Origin of the sequence: Trichocoleus sp. FACHB-591, from assembly GCF_014695845.1 — a bacterium.
GTDB lineage: Bacteria > Cyanobacteriota > Cyanobacteriia > FACHB-46 > FACHB-46 > Trichocoleus.
Genome location: NZ_JACJPA010000110.1, coordinates 204,280 through 222,582, shown reverse-complemented (window position 1 = coordinate 222,582; position 18,303 = coordinate 204,280). Strand labels below are relative to the sequence as shown.

The following is an 18,303-nucleotide window of genomic DNA, read 5'->3' as shown; positions in this document are numbered from 1 at the left end:
CATGAGGTGCAGTTGCAGCCGAACAAGGTTAAAATTCATCCAAATTTGTGCAATTAACCGCAAATACGATTAACCTAACGGCAGCGTTGCTCAACGCCCGCAATGAGAAATGAGGGGATTGGTGTGGCTAGAGGTGTACAGTTTAATGTGTTGTGTCGGGAGGCTCGCTAATGACAGATCAAGGTAGCACTATGAGCCGTCGGCACCGTCGTCGCCAAATGTTGCAGGCATCGCAGCAACAAGAAGTTGTGAAAAGACTGCCTAGCCAACCCGAAAATTTGCTTTCCGCTCAGGGCACCATGCCTAAGGCTCCCACGCAATCGCAGCAGCGGGCTAGCCATCGAGCGGGATCTCAGTCACACTTACGGCTCAACTTAAAGCAACTGTTGTCAGGCCAACCAGAGCGGCGTTTACTGCCCCCCGCTAGGACAAACGGGCAACTGATCGTATCGCCATCAAGAAGTAGCGCGATCGCACCTACAACCCGCCGTTCAGCCAGAGAAAGCGGTTTACGCACGTCTAACAATGCTCAGCGTCTCCCCGGACCGCGAGATCCTAACTCAATCGACGATAGTCTTTGGCGCGATCGCTTACTGCCACTCACCCCCAAAGCAGCAACCAAAGAAGCAACCAGAGGAGTAAGTGCGAAAAATTCTCCACTCTCGGAGCGACAAACTCAAGTTAGCAGCCCCATTCCAGGCAATTCATCGGGTTCCAGAACTCGATCGGGCAAACGGACCCGACAACGCAGTCCTAAACTGCACCGCCCTCAACCTACAGCTCAGTCAATTGCTGAGTTGAAGCGTAAAGCCGCTCAGCGATCGCAGCTTCGGCGGTCAGTATCTCCTTTGCTGTATGGCACTCGCCTGTTGATTTTGGGCTTAGGCATTGGGGTCATTGCTGGCACTTTGCTCTCTACTCTAGACCCCAGCCGCTTTATGGCTGGAGCCTCTCAAACGGCTATCAACGCTAAGAGCCAAACTGAGCAACAGGCAAAAGTGGGTAACTCAGCTAAACTTCCGATGCCGTTGAAGTTAAGCCAAGAAGCTGCCTCTCTGAAAGCTGAGATTCAAGGGTTAACCAGACAAACCTCTGGTTTAACCCCAGGCGTGTTTCTGATCGATCTGGATACGACGACCTATGTAGACCTGAATGGAACTGCCGTCTTTCCAGCAGCTAGCACAATCAAAGTTCCAGTCTTAGTAGCCTTCTTTCAAGATGTGGATGCTGGCAAAATTCGCCTAGACGAGCTTCTGACGATGAAGCCTGAGTTGATTGGCTCTGGGTCAGGCGATATGCAGTATCAACCTCCAGGGACAAAATTTAGTGCCCTAGACACTGCATCCCGAATGATCACGATTAGCGACAATACAGCAACCAACATGCTAATTGCTCGCTTGGGTGGGGTTGCGGCTCTCAACCGACGCTTTCAATCTTGGGGCCTCACAGCGACGGTAATTAACAACCCCCTACCTGACTTACAAGGCACCAATACCACCAGCCCTAGGGATTTAGCTACCTTGATGGCCTGGGTGAATCAAGGGGATTTGGTGTCGATGCGATCGCGCGATCGCATGCTTGACATTATGCGGCGCACCGTAACCGATACCTTGCTGCCCCGCGGTCTAGGAGAAGGTGCCACCATTGCCCATAAAACTGGAGATATTGGTTCGCTGATTGGAGATGTCGGTTTAATTGACATGCCCAACGGTAAACGATACGTCATTACCGCTTTAGTCAAACGTCCCTTCAACGACGGGCAAGCTTCAGAGTTAATTCGCCAAATTTCCCGCGTCACCTACAACAATCTCAGCCAATCGGGGGGAGCTGCGAACACTCTGCCGGGGTCCACTACGGCTCCGAGTCCTGGAGTGGGTATGCCCAGCCCAGCAGGAAATATGCCACTGGGCAATCCCGCCAATGTCCCAGGTCAAGGCCGTCCCATGGCTCCTGCTGCCCCCAGCACTTTTAACCAACCACCAGGGTTTAATCAGCAATAAGACTTTCCGAGAGACTTTGGGACAGATCTTCAGCCAGATCCGGGGGGAGATCGTCCGAGAGACTTGCTGCTTCCTCCGCCGCCATTTGGTCTAGAGTCTGCCAAATCTCTTGCAGCAAAGGCTCTAGACCGATGCGCGCTACGGCTGAAATCAGAAAAACAGGGACTTGACTAAGTTCTCTTAAGTGGGCTGCTACAGCCTCCAAGGTTTGTGCAGCTTCCTCCTGATTCTGGATGGCATCCATCTTATTGAGGGCAATAATCTGCGGGCGATCGCTGAGCCCCCGGCCATAAGCTTGCAACTCATCTTGAATGACGTGATAAGTCGCGATCGGATCTTCAGAAGTTGCGTCAATGAGGTGGAGTAAAAGACGAGTCCGCTCAATGTGGCGCAGGAAGTCGTGACCCAAACCCGTACCCAGATGCGCTCCTTCAATTAAGCCAGGAATATCGGCAAACACTGTGCCATCTCCCGTTGGTTTACGCACTACACCTAAATTGGGCACCAAGGTCGTAAAGGGATAGTCGGCAATTTTGGGTCGGGCAGCAGATAACACCGAAATCAAAGTAGACTTGCCCGCATTGGGTAAGCCAATAATTCCTACTTCCGCCAAGAGTTTTAACTCTAGTCGCAGCAAGCGGGACTCGCCAGGTAATCCAGGCAAGGCCCTTTCAGGAGCGCGGTTATGGTTGCTGAGGAAGTGCTTATTACCCAGCCCGCCTTTTCCACCTTGAGCAATGCAAAAGGTTTGCCCAGGTGTAATCAAGTCGCCCACTATTTCATCCGTTACGGCATCATAAATCATTGTGCCGCAAGGAACTTCAATGATTCTGTCATCCCCTGATGCCCCTGTCCGGTTGTTGGGGCCACCTCGCTCGCCATCTTCCGCCTTAAAGATGTGTGCGTATCTAAAATCAAGCAGGGTTTGCAAGTTCGAGTCTGCCTTCAGAATCACGGAGCCGCCTCTACCACCGTTGCCACCAGAAGGCCCCCCTGCGGGTACATACTTTTCACGCCGGAAGGCGACTAAGCCATCACCGCCGTTACCCGCCTGAACTTGAATTTCTGCTTGATCAATGAATTGCATGGGGATGAAAACTGAAGCGTTTATCTATCCATCATAGGTAACTACTTCTCCCTTGAGTTGACTTAATTTCAGCTCGAATTGTCTGTGCCATGACTGTCTCTCCTGAGCGTAACAATCTCGGCGATCATTAGCGATCGCCTCTTCAGGCTAGGTCAATTAGCCATGTTCGTTAACTTGTTGTTGCAGCCACTCATCTACAGGTTGACCGTCGCGTCGTTTTAGCTCAATTTCGATGACTAAAACTTTCTGGGAACCTGGAGGGGCAGGTTTTTGGTGAAACAAAATCTCGTAGGCAGCAGGATCTTCGTTGCGCTCCCGTAGCCAATCTTGCACCTTCATGGTGGCAAAGAGCGATTGACCCTGCTCAAACATGCGCGTAATTTGCATTTGCAGGGTGTAGGGGTTGTACCGAGGCATCGCTGACTCCGATCGCTGAACAGTACCCAGATTTTAGCTTGGGGAGCGATGGCGGTTATGGATTAGCAGTTAGCCAAATTCAACCGCTAACAAACAACCACCAATCGCTATAAATTACCGAGCAATGAAATGTGCCCAAACATTGCCATCTGGGCCTGCGACTCGATCCATGTAGCTGTAGGGGTAAAGCAGCTTACGGCCTTCGGTGTCATAGTAACCAGATAGAGCATCGCCCCAGGGGTCGTTTACGATGAAGCCTTGCGCCGTGTAACCTACCACGCAAACAATATGGCCAGTCGGTGTGAAGTCTCCCCCCATCACTACTGGGCGACCATTGATTAGTTCGTCCTTTACGGCTGCCCAGTTGCGAGTGGTGCTAAAGCTGGTTTTGAAGCCATAGGCCTTAATCATTTCTGAGAGAACCGCATTATCGGTTTGCGATCCTTGGCCGTAGCGGTTGAGACACCATTGCAAGAGTTCATCCTCTAATTGGCCGCCTTGCGATCGCCGTCCGTAATAGTAAAAAATCATCGCGATCGAGGTGACGTTGCAAGTCGCCCAGGAATAGCGCGGATTGTCCCGTTGGGAAAAGTAAGGAACATTCAGTTCCACCTGGGGAGGCATCGGGTTGAAAGGCTTGGTGCCCCGCTTCATCTGGATAAAGTCAGGGAAGAGATAACCCGTGTTGCCAAACTGAGGCAATTCTTCGGTAAGGGAGGCTTTGATATGACCATCGGCGATCGCGTAACCTGCCACCCCGTAAACACTGCCTGCCGTTAGCGCGAACTTTTCTGAAGCTTGCAGACTGGCGGAATCAACCGGACGTTTTTTGAACACAGTGGTTTTGAGCACCGTGGCTGTGAGGGCGTCTGGGTCAAAAGACACAACTTTATTGTTGTGCTTGATCTGAATGTGCTCCCAATAGATATAGCCTGTTTGCCCAAAACCCTGAATCGGAGCAGCCAGAGATACCCGGAAGTGACCTTTGATCGCAGCGTATCCAGTGATTTGTAAAGTTTGGCCCTGTAACAACTCAGCTCTTTGGTTGGCTGCTAATGAGGCAGAGTCAGCAGGCTGAGCCTTAATTAAGGTGGTTTGCGTAACCAGAACCTGAGCGCTTAAAGGTGTGTTAGGAACATCGCTGATATTAAACTTGAAAACCTGTGCTCCCTTGCTGAGCTGCACATGCTCCTCAAAGAAATAGCCAAATTCTCCAATCGGGGCAATGGGCGGGTCAAGCACCACTTTAAGATGTCCATCCACTGAGCCATAGCGACTAACCTTGAAAGTTTGGCCTGCCTTTACAGCTACCTTCTGCTGAGCGTTGAGGCGAGCTGAGTCGATGGCACGAAACTTAAATAAGGTATCTCGCAAGACTTTTAAGGTTAGCGACTGACCTACCGTCATCGGGTCGGTGCTGACAGTCAGGTAAATCACTTCATCGTCAACCAGCTTGCCAACGCTGTCGGTGCCTTTGAGTTTTAACCAGCGAGAGCCCGCTGCCTTAAAGCCTTGGTTTAAGTTCACCTGCCAAGTGCGTTTTTGAGCATCCACCATCACTTCCAAGGGATACTTGTCCTCTGCGGCGAGTGAGACTTTGGCAATTCGTAGTGGGTCATAAGTTCCCTTGAGAACCACGGCCTGATTGATCAGAACTTCTCTGGGGCCACTGTAGGTGAGTGCGGGTGGTGCAGAAGCCACTGCTGGAGTACTGGGCGGATTTTGGGCTTGGGGGTTAGTCATAGTGTCCTTAGTCGATGGATGACTCTTTCTTCTAGTCTTCTATCTAGAGTGGCGACTTCATCCTATGGAAGTGGCACCCTTCAACTTGAATTTTGAATGGCTATGCTTCTGATTGCTCACTCAAGGCAGGGGGCAGAGGCAAAGCACTCAGGGCAACTACAGTTGGAATGGAATACTTTCCGCCACATGCCGAAAATTAGGTCAGGTACTTCTAGCGCTAAGCTACTTCCTGCTTCTCTGACACCCATCTGGCAGAAGGCTGAAAAGAAAAGTCCCAAGATGATGGCAACCTTGGGACTTAACAACATAAATGAAATTAAACAGTACTAATCAAAAATCACTAACGCAGTGCTAGGGGCTATACACCCAAGTCAGCCAAAATATCAGTTGCATGGGTGTCGGTCTTCACAGTGGTGTAGACGTTGCTGATGGTGCCGTTGCTGCCAATGACATAGGTGACACGCTTGGCATAACCACCCCCATCGACATCGTAGGCTTTCGTGATGGCACCGTTGACATCGGCGAGGAGAGGGAAGGGAAGATTAAACTTCTCTGTGAACTGCTGGTGGGAAGCTTCGTCATCAATGCTGACACCCAGCACCACAATGTCTTTGCCTTGATACTGGCTGTAGTTGTCTCGGAAGCTGCAAGCTTCTTTGGTGCAACCGGGCGTGTCGTCTTTGGGGTAGAAGTACAGCACAACCGCCTTGCCTGCAAAGTCAGACAGCGAAACAGTATTACCGTTGGTGTCTTTGGCTGTAAATGCGGGGGCAGTATCGCCAACAGATAAAGGCATAGATTCGGCTTCCTTCTAGTTTCTAGGTTCAGTTCCAGATTGTAACTTACCGAGCTTTTTACAGCCCTAGCGGGAGTGATTCCAGAAGGGGGCGATCGCTGCCTACTACTTGAGACTGAGCCGTAAAACGTAAAGTTATACTTCAGGCGCTTGATCAAGTACTTTGATATTCTGTAGTCTTTGTTACAGAAATATTTTTTAGTTCTTAGCAGGAAAGTCGCTTGACTGATAGCAATTTGCCAGTTGATTTAGCAGTTGCTACTCAATCTCAGACTAAGGCCCAGGCTAAGACTCAAATTAAGGAAACTGACTTATGAAAGCTCAACTGCAATATTCTCAAACTGCTTTTGCTCAGACTGCTAACTTTTGCTGGCTCCCTGGTCTGGCTCCTGCCCCTACCGAAGCCGAAGCTTCTACTTGGGTGCATTTGCTCCAGCCTCCCAGCACTTTTAGCTATGACGAAGCTTTGCTAATTTGTCAGCAGTCTGAAGATGAGTGGCTAGCTTGGGTACCTGAGCACGGTGAAGTAGTGTTGCACGTAAACCAGTTTTATCGCGCTGCTTAACTCGTTCAGGCTCCACAGGGAGTGCCTACAGTTGACTTGAAGTGACGCGATCGCCTCATCCAAGGCTAAATTCGATGCTAATGAGTAGCAGCTAGCTCTACATTTTCCGAATCACTGACACTGGGTTTAGGGAGCGCAACTTGGGTGCGTACCCACTCAAACCAGGCCTCCAAGCCTTCCCCAGTTTTGGTGGAAACCGGAATGATTGTGGCGTGAGGATTCATCTGCCGTACATTTGCCACAATTTGCTGAATATCCACTTCCAAGTAGGGCGCTAAATCCATCTTGGTAATCAGCAAGCAGTCAGCTTCTTGGAACATCACCGGATATTTCAGTGGCTTATCTTCACCTTCGGTGAGGCTGAGCAACGCGACCTTGGCATGTTCTCCCACTTCAAACTCGGCTGGGCAAACTAGATTCCCCACGTTTTCCACCAAAACCAAATCGAACTCATTGGGGTTGTAGTGCTGAGAGAGCTGATGCAAACCACCCGCTACCATCTTGGAGTCGAGATGGCACGAGCGTCCGGTGTTGATGGCAATGACCAGAACCCCATACTGCCGCAAGCGATCGGCATCTAGTTCGGTCGTCATGTCGCCTTCAATCACTGCAATTTTTATCTCACTGGTCAGAGCAGCTAGAGTGCGCTCCAGCAAAGCTGTTTTTCCAGCGCCAGGACTGCTCATGAGATTGAAGCAAGTAATACCCCACTGATCAAAATGTGCCCGATTATGGTCGGCTCCAGCTTGGTTGGCGTGGAGTAGGTTAATGCCGAGGGCAGCGTCGAAGGTTTGGTGCATGAGTTTCAGTGAGAGGTAATGGGGTGAGGAGTGAGAGGTCAGAAGGAAGGGTTAGGCGATCGCTGCGTTAGCTGGGTCAGAATTAGCAGCGTCAGCAGTATCAGCAGAGTATTCAATGCGATCGATTTTGAGTTCGCGGCCAGAGCGGATGTCTTCCATTGGGGATTGGCATTGGGGGCAGGCATATTGCAGGCCAATCTCAGGGGCGTATTCTGCTTGGCAACTGTGACAAAAGGCAATTAGAGGAGTTTCTGCGATCGCCAGTTTTGCGCCTTCGAGAAAGGTGTTGCGCGTCTGCACCTCAAAGGCAAATTGCAAGCTGACGGGTTCTACACAAGTACATTTGCCCACAGTCAGGTGAACTCGGCTCACCTTAGGTTGCTCTGGTTGCGCTTCCCACCAGTCTTTGACCGTGAGGATCAGGGCCTTGGTCATATCAGTTTCGTGCATCCTTCAGCTCCACTCTGCGACTAATTCTGGGGTGGCTTCTGGGTGAATGAAACTCGGCTTTTCTTTGCGGGGTAGTTGGCCTGACAAGACTAAATGAGCCATTGTGTCGCAAATGACGCGAGTCGCCATTAGAGAGGTGATGTCGCTGATGTCGTAGGGAGGCGAAACTTCTACGATTTCAAGACCGCAAACGGGGGCACGCTGGACAATTTTGCCGAGGAGATAGAGGGCTTCGCGAGGCATGAGACCGCCGGGTTCGGGCCAGCCTGTACCAGGGACAAACCCAGCGTCAATGCAGTCAATGTCAAAGCTAATGTACACGCAGTCGGTGCCATCCATAGCCCGCTCTAGAGCAAACTCTACGGCTGCATCTAGGCCCATTTCCATAATGTCTGTGACGGTCAAGATGTTGGTATTGCGCTCACGGCAAACTTTCACGCCTTGCCGAGGCACTTGCCAGCCTCCAATGCCTAACTGCACCAAGTTTTTGGGGGGCGCGTTCTTGATGTTGTTGGCATGGAACCAAGGACAGGTATGCATGCGCTCGTCTAGGTCAGTCTCTTGGGTATCCACATGGCGATCGAAGTGAATAATGCCAACTTTTTTATCGCCTAGGTGTCGACAGATGCCACGAACAGTAGGATAACCAATTGAATGATCGCCGCCCATGATGATGGGAAAAGCACCCGAACTAAAAACGTGGGCAATGCCCTTAGAAATCTGATCAAATGATTTCTCGTTATTCGCCGGAATTGTGAAAATATCCCCCACGTCACAGAGTGTAATTTGCTCTCTTAGGTCAATGCCTAGCTCAAAGTTGTAAGGGGTATAAAGTGCTGAAATCCGGCGAATTCCTTGGGGACCAAAGCGAGTTCCGGGGCGATACGTAGTACCCGAATCATGGGGCACTCCCACGATCGCGACATCATATTCCCCAACTCTTCTCACATCTTCTAAGTAAGGCGCTTTGAGAAAAGTATTGATGCCTGCATAGTGCGGCAATTCTCCGCGAGAGAAAGTGGGGATGGTGCGATCGCGAATGCTTTCAGCCGCTTCTAAGCCATACTCCAAGCCTCTAGAGACTTCTTGTTGCCAGCCAGTCAGGGGCAACTGTGTCTCCAGTTCTAGGGCACGATTGGCTTCAGTTTGGCGCTGTGGTGAGTCGCCATTAGGACTACGAAAAAGCGAATCTTCAGTCATGGTTTGTGGCGATGCGAGTGGATTAAAAAACAGAGAAAATTGCAACACAAAAGCCCAGGAGAGCCATAGCAGTTCAACTCTGCTACGTACCTCCCGGGCTTTTTTCCCGCCGTGTGACCAGCTAGTATTTCTACAAACAAATTGCCGAAATACTAAAGACTGGTTGCCTCTCTCGGACCAGACGTTTGAGCCATCAAAACTAAAACCGGAACCCTAGAAGCAATTAAATTGTTGTGATAGTTCTAGCAACAGCTCAAAAGCAATTGTGTATTGAAAAATACAAAGTTTCGCGATCGCGAAACCTGAAGGCAATCTGACAGACCTTCCGGACTGGTGGCGATATCGCTGAGAATCTAAGATTAGGAGATAATGCAAGCAACTGTAATTTCAGTTAGCTGCGTTACAGCTTGATCTTTGACTCAACATCCTTGTGCTTCTCAATGACTGTAGTCAATCCCAACCGTTCTAGAACCATTCACTATCCCAGCCGAACCGTCAAGCGAGCTAAGCAGGCCATGCGTTGTGCTCCATTTCGGGGCTACTTGTTTGTCACCATGCACCAGCAAAGCGTCTCCCTACAGGCGATCGCGGGGTTCACTGGAGTACAGCAGCGATACACGCGCCAGCCACTATCAGAATTGAAGGCTGAGAGTGCTTTGCTATGGTTAATCCAAGTGGGAGTGCTACGGCGAGAAGTAGATGGTCAGGGTTTGACGGATAGTTTTCGGCTCACGCCCCTCGGTCGGCAAATCGTAGAGCAGTGGCAACTGCAAGGAGGAAATTGGCCTAGTGCAACGCTATGGGACCACCTCTATAACGCCTTGAACCGTTGGGTAAGACTACCTATTTAGTCGGTGCTGATGAATGATTGAAATGGGATAGCCAGCGAGGACCTCGGATGAAAGCCATTATGATCGTGGGCACTACGTCCCACGCTGGAAAATCGCTACTGACTGCGGCTTTGTGCCGAATTCTGAGCCGTCGCGGTTGGCGGGTCACTCCTTTTAAGGGCCAGAACATGGCTCTTAACGCTTACGTAACCTCAAGCGGAGGGGAAATTGGCTACGCTCAAGCCGTACAAGCTTGGGCCGCAGGGGTCAGCCCTCGCATTGAGATGAACCCAATTTTGCTCAAGCCTCAGGGAGATATGACTTCCCAGGTGATTCTCAAAGGCAGAGCAGTAGGCAAAGTCAGTGCAGCCGACTATTACGAGCATTATTTTGAACCAGGCTGGCAGGCGATCGAAGAATCGTTGCGCCGGCTGGGCGAAGAATTTGACTTAGTGGTGTGCGAAGGAGCAGGCAGTCCTGCCGAGATCAACCTCAAGCACCGCGACTTGACTAATATGCGGGTGGCAAAACACTTGAATGCGTCCACCATTTTAGTCGTGGATATCGATCGCGGTGGCGCTTTTGCCCATATCATCGGCACTTTAGAACTCCTAGAGCCTGACGAACGAGCCTTAATTCGCGGCATTGTCATCAATAAGTTTCGCGGTCAGCGATCGCTCCTGCAATCCGGGATCGATTGGCTGCAAGAGCGCACAGGCATTCCTGTCATCGGTGTGATTCCGTGGATGGAAGACTCTGGTTTCCCAGCCGAAGATTCACTAGATTTGTTCGAGCGTCGTACCAGCCAGAGCAATCGTGATCTAACAATCGCCGTGGTCCGCCTGCCTCGGATTTCTAACTTTACTGACTTTGACCCACTGGAGTCAGAATCAACCGTCACCGTGAAGTACGTGGGTCCAAAAGATTCTTTAGGCTATCCAGATGCGGTGATTATTCCTGGCTCTAAAGCCACGATCGCTGACTTGCTGACTCTGCAAAAAACTGGCATGGCCGAAGAAATTCAGAACTATGCTGCAGCCGGTGGCACCGTCCTCGGAGTCTGCGGTGGCTTCCAAATGCTGGGTAAAATTTTGGCAGACCCCGAAGGGCTGGAGGGGCATGAAGGTCGCTATAAGGGCCTGGGGCTGTTACCCCTCAAAACCGTGATTACAGGGCAAAAAGTAGCTCGCCAGCGTCTAGTCAGTTCCAACTTTCCTCAAACTGGACTGCCTGTTTCGGGTTATGAAATCCATCAAGGCCGAACCCAGGTGATGGAAGGGGAAGGGGTACAGTTGTTATTTGAAGATGCCAATTTGGGAGTAGTGGACAAGAGCTTGTCTGTATGGGGCACCTATCTGCATGGCTTGTTCGACAATGGCCCCTGGCGGCGAGCTTGGCTAAATCGCCTCCGACAGCAACGCGGTCTGAAGTCTTTGCCAACCGGAATTTCCAATTACCGAGAACAACGAGAAGCCCTTTTAGATGCTCTGGCTACTCAGGTTGAATCACACTTGGATTTAGGCCCCATTCTTCCCTAGAGAGGCACAGTCAGCCTTTCTCTGAGCAAGCTAAAAAAATAAGCGCACCCTCTATTCAAGGTGCGCTAAATGTCCCTAACCCTTTGGGTGCAACGTACCCATTTGTCCTTAAGCTATACAGTAAAGGCTGGCTCGTCAGAATGCCGTTAGATTTAGCTTTATTTTAGGGTTTTGTCATGAGTGTTTGCATTCGCTTTCTACCAGACGATGTCACGATTGAGGCAGAGCCAGGAGAATCATTACTGGAAGTGGCTGACAGAGCGGGCGTTGACATTCCCACGGGGTGCCTGATGGGGTCTTGCCACGCCTGTGAGGTAGAAATTGAAGGCGGGGAAACGATACGGAGTTGCATCTCAGCCGTTCCGCCAGGGCAATCGCAACTCACCATTCAACTATTCTCCGATCCTAGCTGGTAAATTCTTTTTGTAGAGAAATTATTCCCTTGGGGCGATGCCAAGCTAACAATCACTTGCCTCTCCTGAGAGACGTAGGAATACTCTTTGCTGCTTATCCTGATTGGTAACAGTACTAATCAGGAGATCAAGAATCATGATTCCCAGGGGTTTCGCCATTTTGGGAGCAAGTTTACTCACCCTAAGCTTCTTGCCTGCGGCTTCTGCCCAAACTCCTAGGCAACTGGCGACTGGTAACTTTACGCTCTCCGGAGAATCACTACGCGGTGTTCAAGGTCGTAGCATCAGCCAAGATTTCCCCGTTGGGCGATCGCCTCGACCGTTAGTTTCATCCACTGGCTCCAACACTAATACCACTTCTAGCCCCCAAGCAGATCTAGCGATAGAACCACTACCGAGAAATTGGACCGTAGGCGATCGCGTAGATGTAATTCTCGATCGCTCGTCCGGTGCGGTAGTTGAAACCACGCCTCTGCTGGTTCAGGATGCACCCGCTACCGAGTCACCAGAATTGCGAGTGCAGTATCAACTGTTGCAAGAAGATCAATAACCTACGTTTGGACGGCAAATGCTTCTAGATCAATATCCCAGCTGACCCATTGAATCACTGAGTTGACGCAGGGTTAGGAAGCGGGAAACTGGCTAGAGAGCGATCGCAAACAACGGAGCAACAGCGTATAGAACGTTGAGATGTGGTTACTTGTTCTTGGTCTGAGTCTTGGCTTGCTCGATCGCGATTTCGCGCATGGCTTGGAAGGAACTGACATTAGCGGCCCCTTCGATCGCTTTAACTGCCAAATCCTGAACCTGTTTGAGGGCAGCACTAAGCTGTCATGAGAGCGCATGAATCCGGGTCTCCTAATTTTGTAGGGTCTCCTGTAGGAATTGGATGCGTAATTCATAGTTGCGCTTGTTCCCTTCTACGTCTTTGGCATACAAATCTGCTTTGACCTTGGCTTGGTGATGAGCAATGCCCTTGCTTTCTTCCTTGGCGCGTTTGATCGCCGCCTCCAACTCTTTGGGGAAGCCTTCCACCTTTTCCTTCAACTCGGCAAATTGTTTCTTATATTGAGCGATCGCGGTTTCTTGCTCGGTCCACTGTTTTTCGTGCGATCGCCAACGCTCATTTATTGCGCTTACGGCTCTGTGAAGTGTGAGTTTCCAACCAATTTGTCAAATCAGCCTCACTATTGAAATCCCAGAGAGCTGTGTCTAAACTCCAAAGTATGTTGGTAGAAAGGCGAGAAATTTGCTCTTCTAAGGCTGGTTCCAGGCTTCCGAGTTGATGTTGTAACCGTTGCAGAACTCGATGTCGTTGGTACTCTGCTTCAGTTGTGAAATGATGAATTTCTGGCTCAATGACTTTGTAATCTAGCGTCACGATCGCCTCTGTGATTCCAGCAATCTCTGCGTCTGGATCGTCCCACCAGGGAGGCTCAAACATCACGAGAAAGTAGTAATACTTTTCACCATTCCTCAGCACTTGAGAGGAAAGCTCTAGTTTTTGAAATTTAGGTTTTTGGTGGCTCATTTGATGAATGTAGGCAGATGCTACGTCAATCACAGCATCAATGCGAACATCTAAAGGAGATTGACCATTCCAGGTATAAGTGCGGTGTTCATCACTGACATAAAAGGTATGTTCTACGATCGCCTCATTGCGATGTGAGGTATGACCGCAAAGTAATTGCTTCATGAATTGCACCAAAATTGATGGCTTGTGGAGAAATCTTTGTAGGGGCGAAGCATTCGATAGCAGCATTAACTCAACGATCAAAGAATTGTGGTCGAATGCTTCGCCCCTACGGTGCGTAATATTTAGGCACTCATGCGATTGGGGGAGCTTTCAAAGGCACGCATGGCCAGGTCTTGAGCCTGACGCATTGCAGCTTGAAGTTGATTGGAAATTTCGGTGATTTATTGCGTTTGTTTTTGGCTTTTAGCTTCGAGAGATTGGATTTGCAGTTCGTAGGATTGCTTGGTGGCTTCCCATTCTTTCTCGAACAAATCCGCTTTGACCTTTGCGCCTTGATTAGCTTCGCGAATACCTTCCTCTCTAGATTTCTTAATTGCTTCCTCTAATTCTGTAGGGGAAGATTCGGCTTTTTGGCGATAAGTTTCTAGCTGCGTTTGGTTCCCTGGCAAAATCCGCTCTCGTTCTGACCAATCTTTTTCTTTGGCCTGAGCTGTTTCCTGAAGTTCTCGCTCAATTTGGCGTTGTTTGGCTTCGTAATCGTCGGTGGCAATGGTGCGCGATCGCTCAGCTTCTTCTTCCTTGGTGGCGACCTTGGACTTACGGTTTGCCGCTCCGCCAAAATCTGTTGAAATGCTTCTAAAATCTTGGCTTTGCTATCTTTGACAACACCTGAGGTCATGAAACATCTCCTAGAACTAGAACTTGAATCACTGAATCTGGAAAGAACTTGTTTGGAACCAACTCGAACTCGCGGCGGGGAATGTTTCGGAGGGATTTCTGTTAAAGTGAAATCAGGATTGCAAACTGTGGTTTACATTTCCTGAACACTATTATGGCATTTACTTCGGAAAATGTAAAGCCAGCAGACTAAATTTGCAAACTATAGTTGTCAAAAACTTGTCCTAACTGTCAATGCAATGGAAACCGATGACTTTGGTAAGAAGGTGCGCGATCGCCGCCGAGAAGAAAAACTCAGCCAGGAAGAACTGGCACAGCAGGTAGGAATTTCCCGCAACTACCTGTCGCAAATCGAGCGCGGGCAGGCCACTAATCTTTCCTGGCAAGTGATGGAACGCCTCACCTCGGTATTGGGGTTGAAGCAAGAACAAACGGGAACCTTGGAGGCAATGGCAGATTTGCCGTCCAGCTTGGCGGAGTTTGCCAAAACCGCAGACCTCCCCCCGGATGATGTGTTAATGTTGGCGCGGCTCAAGTACCGAGGTCAGCAACCCACGACCCCGGAAAAATGGGAATTGCTCTATAACGTGATTAAAATGACCGTTGGTAAATAGATTCGCCATTAATCCAGTGAGTGAGGCAAAACGGTTCCATGCAGTACAGGCATCCTGGACAAGCTTTCCTGTCCCGTCATGGGCTGCTGCAAACTGAGCAGGATGTGTTCCGCTATGTCGAATTTTTGCGGCAATCAGCAGGGCTGAGTGATGAACCGCCGATCGATCTCTTACGCATCTACCAAGAATTTGGCATGCCTACGCCTCTGCGGGCACCGCTAGCCGATCAGCAAGGCATTCTGGTGGATAGTGATGCAGGTTTAATTCTGATTAAAGAAGATGACCCTTTAGTGCGGCAGCGCTTCACCGAAGGCCATGAGCTGATGGAGTTGTTGTTTGACGCTCAGGAGCGGTTATTGCAAGGCACCAACACTCAACGACCCTGGCAGGCTGAGCAAAAAGAGCAGTTGTGCGATCGCGGAGCCGCCGAGTTGTTGATGCCTACGTCTTCGTTTTTGCCCCAACTTCGCAGTCTCGGCTTTTCCCTCCGCACCGGACAAATTCTGGCAAATCTCTACCAAACCTCGTTGCTCGCCACTTTACTCCGCATGGTGCAACACGAATCTGGAGCCTACGCGGTAGTAATGTGGCACCGGGCTCTACGTCGTCGGGAAGCAGAAGGTTGTCTGCCAACCAAACCACAACCTAAAAAGAAACTGCGCGTGTGGTGGCGGGCCAAGGCTCAAGGTTGGAGCAGCGGCTTCATTCCCAAAAACAAGTCAATCCGCCACGACTCCCTCATTGCTGAAGCGTTTCACAGTGGACAGCCTCAAACAGGTACAGAAGCCCTAGACTTTGGCTGTGGCCCGCTTCACTGTTATGTAGAGGCGCTCCCCATCCAGTTAGGTGGCAAATCCTGTGTTCTATCTTTGTTGCATCTACCGTCGCCTAGTCGGTAAAGCTACAGCGTAGGTAGCACTTGGAGCGCGGACATCTTGCCCACGCCATCAAAATTTTAGCTATTTACTTAGCTGTACTCGGCATTCTCATCATTCCTGGCATGGGTTGCATCATGTCTTTTTTGTTGTGATTCATCATGCCTGACATGTTGCCACCCATCATGTTTTTACAACAGCTACAGCCACCCTCGTTAGCTGGCTGCATGGTTGGCTTTTGTGTTGGCTGTTGCCGAACAGCGGGTTGATTCATCGGTTTTTGAGTGATTGACTCACTCATCTTGTCAGCAGCCGTTACTTTCGTGGGAGTTTGGTTTTGCTCAGCCGCTGATGCAGAGCTTACCGCTACGGTAAACAGGCCAAGTGTCGCGATCGCACCACTCAAAATTGCGGCTTTGCCTTTTGTCATACTCATATTGAACGCTCCATTTTTAAGTCCCTCTACTCAGTAGAAATAGTAGAGATAGGAATGGAACTATCTTAGAGCCTCCAATTGGCCAGAGAATCAAAGCAATTTGAGGTGGGCGATCGCGACTGCTTAACGCTAGCTCGACACGATTAGGCTTCTACCTGGGTTTTAGCTTGCAGTGCGTATTGCTTGAAACGCTCTAGATCGGCTTGGATCGTGGATTCCACCACACGCCCTAAGAATAGATTGTCCATCAGCTTGCCAATGATGCCAGGGATGGCGTAGGAAACGCTGAGTTTGACGATGCTGCTGTTACCGCGATCGTAAAAACGAATTGCTCCTCGGTTGGGCAAGCCATCCACCGATTCCCACTGAATAATTTGCTGCGGCACAATTTTGACGATGCGCGATTGCCAACTAAAGGTCCAACCGCCTGTAGCTAGCTTCCAGCGAGACAGATCTGGGTTGTCCTCCTGCACTTTCACTGAGTCAATCCACTTCATCCAGCGGGGCATTTGCTCCAGGTCAGACCAGAGACTCCAGGCCAACTCAATGGGGACATCGACTTCAACTTGGACGCTATGTTCTAGCCAATCAGACATGCTCGGATCTCGCTGATGAAGGTGAGTTAGATCCCCCCAACCCCCCTTATTAAGGGGGTTAGTGAGTTAAGCGTTAACTGCGATAGGTTGGCGGTTCTCAGTCACTTGAGAAAAACTAGCCAAAATTGCTTTAGCGGCTTGTCCCCCGGACAGTGTGGCTCCTTCCATGCTATCGATGTAGTCTTGCTGGGTGTAGCTCCCTGCCAGGAAGAAGTTGGCGATCGGGGTTTTTTGGGGAGGACGGTAGGGGTCCATGCCTGGAGCTTCGCGGTACAGCGATTGCGCCAGTTTGACGACACTATACCAGGTCATGTTCAGTTCTCGCGAAGAGGGGAACAGGTCATGCACTTGCTTGAGGACATGCTGAGCGATCGCCTCGTTACTCTGTTTAATAAACGGATCGCCCGGAGTCAACACCAACTGCAACAATGACCCTTGCCCCGGACGGTAGTAATCGGCAGGACTAGACAGCGCCAAATCGGAGAAGCAAGAAAAGTCTGCATCAGCCGTGTAGAGCAGGTTATCAATTCCGGCAGCGTGCTCTAATTGTTTACGAGCTTGGGGGTCTTGTAGTTCCGTCACCCAACCATCAAACCGCAGTTGAACCGTCGCTACAGGAACCGCATCGAGCTTGTAGATATTGTCGAACTCGGACCATTGCCGCCATTCGGAAGGTAGGAGGCGTTGCACCCCCGGTACATCACAGGCACAGAGGTAAGCATCCGCAGTAACGGTTTCTTCGGTGTCACCGTTAGCAATCACTAACCCAGTGACTTTGGTTTGATCACCTGCGTCTTCAAACAGGACTTTGCGGACACCGCGACGGGTGTGAATCTTAGTGCCGCGCGATTCTAAATAATTCACAATCGGCTTGAGCAAATACTCGTGCGGAGAGCCTTTGAGCATGTTCAGCTTGGAGGCTTCGGTTTTGGTGGCGAACATCTGGAAGATCGTCAGCATGCAGCGAGCCGAGATGTTTTCCGTGTCGATGAAACCCAAGGCGTAGGCGATCGGGTTCCACATCCGCTTCAGGCTACCATTCGAGCCACCATGACTGCGGAACCACTCAGCAAAACTGACGCGATCGAGCGCCCGAATTTGTTTCATGCCACCTTCGTAGTCGATCAAGCCGCGAATCATCGGGCTGGTGCCGAGGGCGATCGCATTTTGCAGTTTATCGAGGAGCGACAACTGCCCTGTGGTAAAGAAGGCTTTCAGACCGTTGAAGGGGGCACCGATGGGAAAGCGGAAATCGAGTTCCTTCACTACACCGCCGCGATTGACGAAGGTATGCGTGTGTTGCTTGGGCAGCAAATTCTCAAATGCGCCAACCTTTTTCATCAACGCAAACAGATTGGCGTAGTTAAAGAAGAACACATGCAGGCCCATCTCGATGTGGTTGCCGTCAGCGTCTACCCAACTGCCAACTTTGCCACCCACAAACGGACGAGACTCAAAAATCTCTACTTCATGCCCTGCATCGACTAAATCGACGGCTGCGGCCATGCCAGCAAGCCCCGCCCCAACGATCGCAACTCGCATTCTGCCTTTCCTGATAATTGCTTTACA

General features: G+C 50.4%; 23 protein-coding genes and 1 riboswitch. Of the genes, 9 read left to right on the top strand and 14 right to left on the bottom strand.

Translation table 11 applies throughout. The features are described from left to right. Nucleotides 1–170 precede the first annotated feature (170 nt). Entirely contained in the window at nt 171–2,000 is a 1,830-nt protein-coding gene (locus H6F90_RS30865) for a serine hydrolase (protein ID WP_242024615.1), read from the top strand. Here H6F90_RS30865 and obgE read toward each other — a convergent pair. The 4 genes from obgE to H6F90_RS24460 form a co-directional block, all read right to left on the bottom strand. Further along, on the bottom strand, nt 1,987–3,087 hold the full coding sequence (gene obgE, locus H6F90_RS24475) for a GTPase ObgE (protein WP_190554682.1): 1,101 nt from the start codon (nt 3,085–3,087) through the stop codon (nt 1,987–1,989). The two genes, H6F90_RS30865 and obgE, sit on opposite strands and share 14 nt — an antisense overlap. A 156-nt stretch (nt 3,088–3,243) precedes the next feature. After that, nucleotides 3,244–3,504, bottom strand: a complete 261-nt coding sequence (locus H6F90_RS24470; protein ID WP_190554681.1) for a hypothetical protein — start codon at nt 3,502–3,504, stop codon at nt 3,244–3,246. Nucleotides 3,505–3,618: 114 nt separating this feature from the next. Then, entirely contained in the window at nt 3,619–5,247 is a 1,629-nt protein-coding gene (locus tag H6F90_RS24465) for a C39 family peptidase (RefSeq protein ID WP_190554680.1), read from the bottom strand. 358 nt (nt 5,248–5,605) lie between these two features. Continuing rightward, nucleotides 5,606–6,043 carry a peroxiredoxin gene (locus tag H6F90_RS24460; RefSeq protein WP_190554679.1) on the bottom strand — a complete coding sequence of 146 codons (438 nt, stop codon included), beginning with the start codon at nt 6,041–6,043 and terminating at the stop codon, nt 5,606–5,608. 313 nt (nt 6,044–6,356) lie between these two features. Here H6F90_RS24460 and H6F90_RS24455 point away from each other — a divergent pair, with 313 nt between their 5' ends. Continuing rightward, entirely contained in the window at nt 6,357–6,608 is a 252-nt protein-coding gene (locus H6F90_RS24455) for a hypothetical protein (RefSeq protein ID WP_190554678.1), read from the top strand. Nucleotides 6,609–6,685: 77 nt separating this feature from the next. On the opposite strand, the gene hypB is transcribed toward H6F90_RS24455, so the two are convergent. Genes hypB through H6F90_RS24440 form a run of 3 tightly spaced genes read right to left on the bottom strand, consistent with a single transcriptional unit; the run spans nt 6,686 to nt 9,058 of the window. After that, a complete protein-coding gene (gene hypB, locus H6F90_RS24450) occupies nt 6,686–7,408 on the bottom strand; it encodes a hydrogenase nickel incorporation protein HypB (protein ID WP_190554677.1) in 723 nt (240 codons plus the stop codon). Nucleotides 7,409–7,459: 51 nt separating this feature from the next. Further along, on the bottom strand, nt 7,460–7,858 hold the full coding sequence (gene hypA, locus H6F90_RS24445) for a hydrogenase maturation nickel metallochaperone HypA (protein ID WP_190554676.1): 399 nt from the start codon (nt 7,856–7,858) through the stop codon (nt 7,460–7,462). 3 nt (nt 7,859–7,861) lie between these two features. Next, on the bottom strand, nt 7,862–9,058 hold the full coding sequence (locus H6F90_RS24440) for an agmatinase family protein (protein ID WP_190554675.1): 1,197 nt from the start codon (nt 9,056–9,058) through the stop codon (nt 7,862–7,864). 88 nt (nt 9,059–9,146) lie between these two features. Beyond that, a riboswitch (guanidine-I (ykkC/yxkD leader) is annotated at nt 9,147–9,286 on the bottom strand. Nucleotides 9,287–9,498: 212 nt separating this feature from the next. Here H6F90_RS24440 and H6F90_RS24435 point away from each other — a divergent pair. The 5 genes from H6F90_RS24435 (at nt 9,499) to H6F90_RS30240 (ending at nt 12,676) form a co-directional block, all read left to right on the top strand. Further along, nucleotides 9,499–9,909, top strand: a complete 411-nt coding sequence (locus H6F90_RS24435; RefSeq protein WP_190554674.1) for an Npun_F0494 family protein — start codon at nt 9,499–9,501, stop codon at nt 9,907–9,909. 47 nt (nt 9,910–9,956) lie between these two features. Then, nucleotides 9,957–11,426 carry a cobyric acid synthase CobQ gene (gene cobQ, locus H6F90_RS24430; RefSeq protein ID WP_190433795.1) on the top strand — a complete coding sequence of 490 codons (1,470 nt, stop codon included), beginning with the start codon at nt 9,957–9,959 and terminating at the stop codon, nt 11,424–11,426. Nucleotides 11,427–11,602: 176 nt separating this feature from the next. Continuing rightward, complete coding sequence (locus H6F90_RS24425) at nt 11,603–11,842, top strand: 2Fe-2S iron-sulfur cluster-binding protein (protein WP_190554673.1); 240 nt, start codon at nt 11,603–11,605, stop codon at nt 11,840–11,842. Between the two features lie 133 nt (nt 11,843–11,975). After that, entirely contained in the window at nt 11,976–12,389 is a 414-nt protein-coding gene (locus H6F90_RS24420) for a hypothetical protein (RefSeq protein ID WP_190554672.1), read from the top strand. Nucleotides 12,390–12,529: 140 nt separating this feature from the next. After that, nucleotides 12,530–12,676 (top strand): hypothetical protein, encoded by a 147-nt coding sequence (locus H6F90_RS30240; RefSeq protein ID WP_199296134.1) that lies wholly within the window; start codon nt 12,530–12,532, stop codon nt 12,674–12,676. 21 nt (nt 12,677–12,697) lie between these two features. Here H6F90_RS30240 and H6F90_RS30235 read toward each other — a convergent pair whose 3' ends face one another. The 4 genes from H6F90_RS30235 to H6F90_RS24400 all read right to left on the bottom strand — a co-directional run bounded on the left by H6F90_RS30235 (nt 12,698) and on the right by H6F90_RS24400 (nt 14,214). Next, nucleotides 12,698–12,874 carry a hypothetical protein gene (locus H6F90_RS30235; protein WP_206756203.1) on the bottom strand — a complete coding sequence of 59 codons (177 nt, stop codon included), beginning with the start codon at nt 12,872–12,874 and terminating at the stop codon, nt 12,698–12,700. Nucleotides 12,875–12,962: 88 nt separating this feature from the next. Next, nucleotides 12,963–13,535, bottom strand: coding sequence for a DUF4351 domain-containing protein (locus H6F90_RS24410; RefSeq protein ID WP_190554671.1), 573 nt, complete (start codon nt 13,533–13,535; stop codon nt 12,963–12,965). Between the two features lie 221 nt (nt 13,536–13,756). Further along, nucleotides 13,757–13,984 (bottom strand): hypothetical protein, encoded by a 228-nt coding sequence (locus H6F90_RS24405; RefSeq protein WP_190554670.1) that lies wholly within the window; start codon nt 13,982–13,984, stop codon nt 13,757–13,759. Then, the gene (locus tag H6F90_RS24400; protein WP_190554669.1) at nt 13,960–14,214 is read right to left on the bottom strand and encodes a hypothetical protein; all 255 of its coding nucleotides are present in this window, start codon (nt 14,212–14,214) and stop codon (nt 13,960–13,962) included. Before H6F90_RS24400 ends, H6F90_RS24405 begins: the two co-directional genes overlap by 25 nt. Nucleotides 14,215–14,452: 238 nt before the next feature. On the opposite strand from H6F90_RS24400, the gene H6F90_RS24395 reads away from it, so the two are divergent. Continuing rightward, on the top strand, nt 14,453–14,827 hold the full coding sequence (locus H6F90_RS24395; RefSeq protein ID WP_190433806.1) for a helix-turn-helix domain-containing protein: 375 nt from the start codon (nt 14,453–14,455) through the stop codon (nt 14,825–14,827). 38 nt (nt 14,828–14,865) lie between these two features. Beyond that, nucleotides 14,866–15,726 carry an ImmA/IrrE family metallo-endopeptidase gene (locus H6F90_RS24390; RefSeq protein ID WP_190554668.1) on the top strand — a complete coding sequence of 287 codons (861 nt, stop codon included), beginning with the start codon at nt 14,866–14,868 and terminating at the stop codon, nt 15,724–15,726. Nucleotides 15,727–15,790: 64 nt separating this feature from the next. Here the strand turns inward: H6F90_RS24390 and H6F90_RS24385 are convergent, their stop codons facing one another. The 3 genes from H6F90_RS24385 to zds all read right to left on the bottom strand — a co-directional run bounded on the left by H6F90_RS24385 (nt 15,791) and on the right by zds (nt 18,276). Next, the gene (locus tag H6F90_RS24385; RefSeq protein WP_190554667.1) at nt 15,791–16,138 is read right to left on the bottom strand and encodes a hypothetical protein; all 348 of its coding nucleotides are present in this window, start codon (nt 16,136–16,138) and stop codon (nt 15,791–15,793) included. Nucleotides 16,139–16,281: 143 nt separating this feature from the next. Continuing rightward, the gene (locus H6F90_RS24380; protein WP_190554666.1) at nt 16,282–16,734 is read right to left on the bottom strand and encodes an SRPBCC family protein; all 453 of its coding nucleotides are present in this window, start codon (nt 16,732–16,734) and stop codon (nt 16,282–16,284) included. A 66-nt stretch (nt 16,735–16,800) separates the two neighbouring features. Beyond that, nucleotides 16,801–18,276: a 9,9'-di-cis-zeta-carotene desaturase gene (zds, locus tag H6F90_RS24375; protein ID WP_190554665.1), complete on the bottom strand. Its 1,476-nt coding sequence runs from the start codon at nt 18,274–18,276 to the stop codon at nt 16,801–16,803. Between the last annotated feature and the right edge of the window lie 27 nt (nt 18,277–18,303).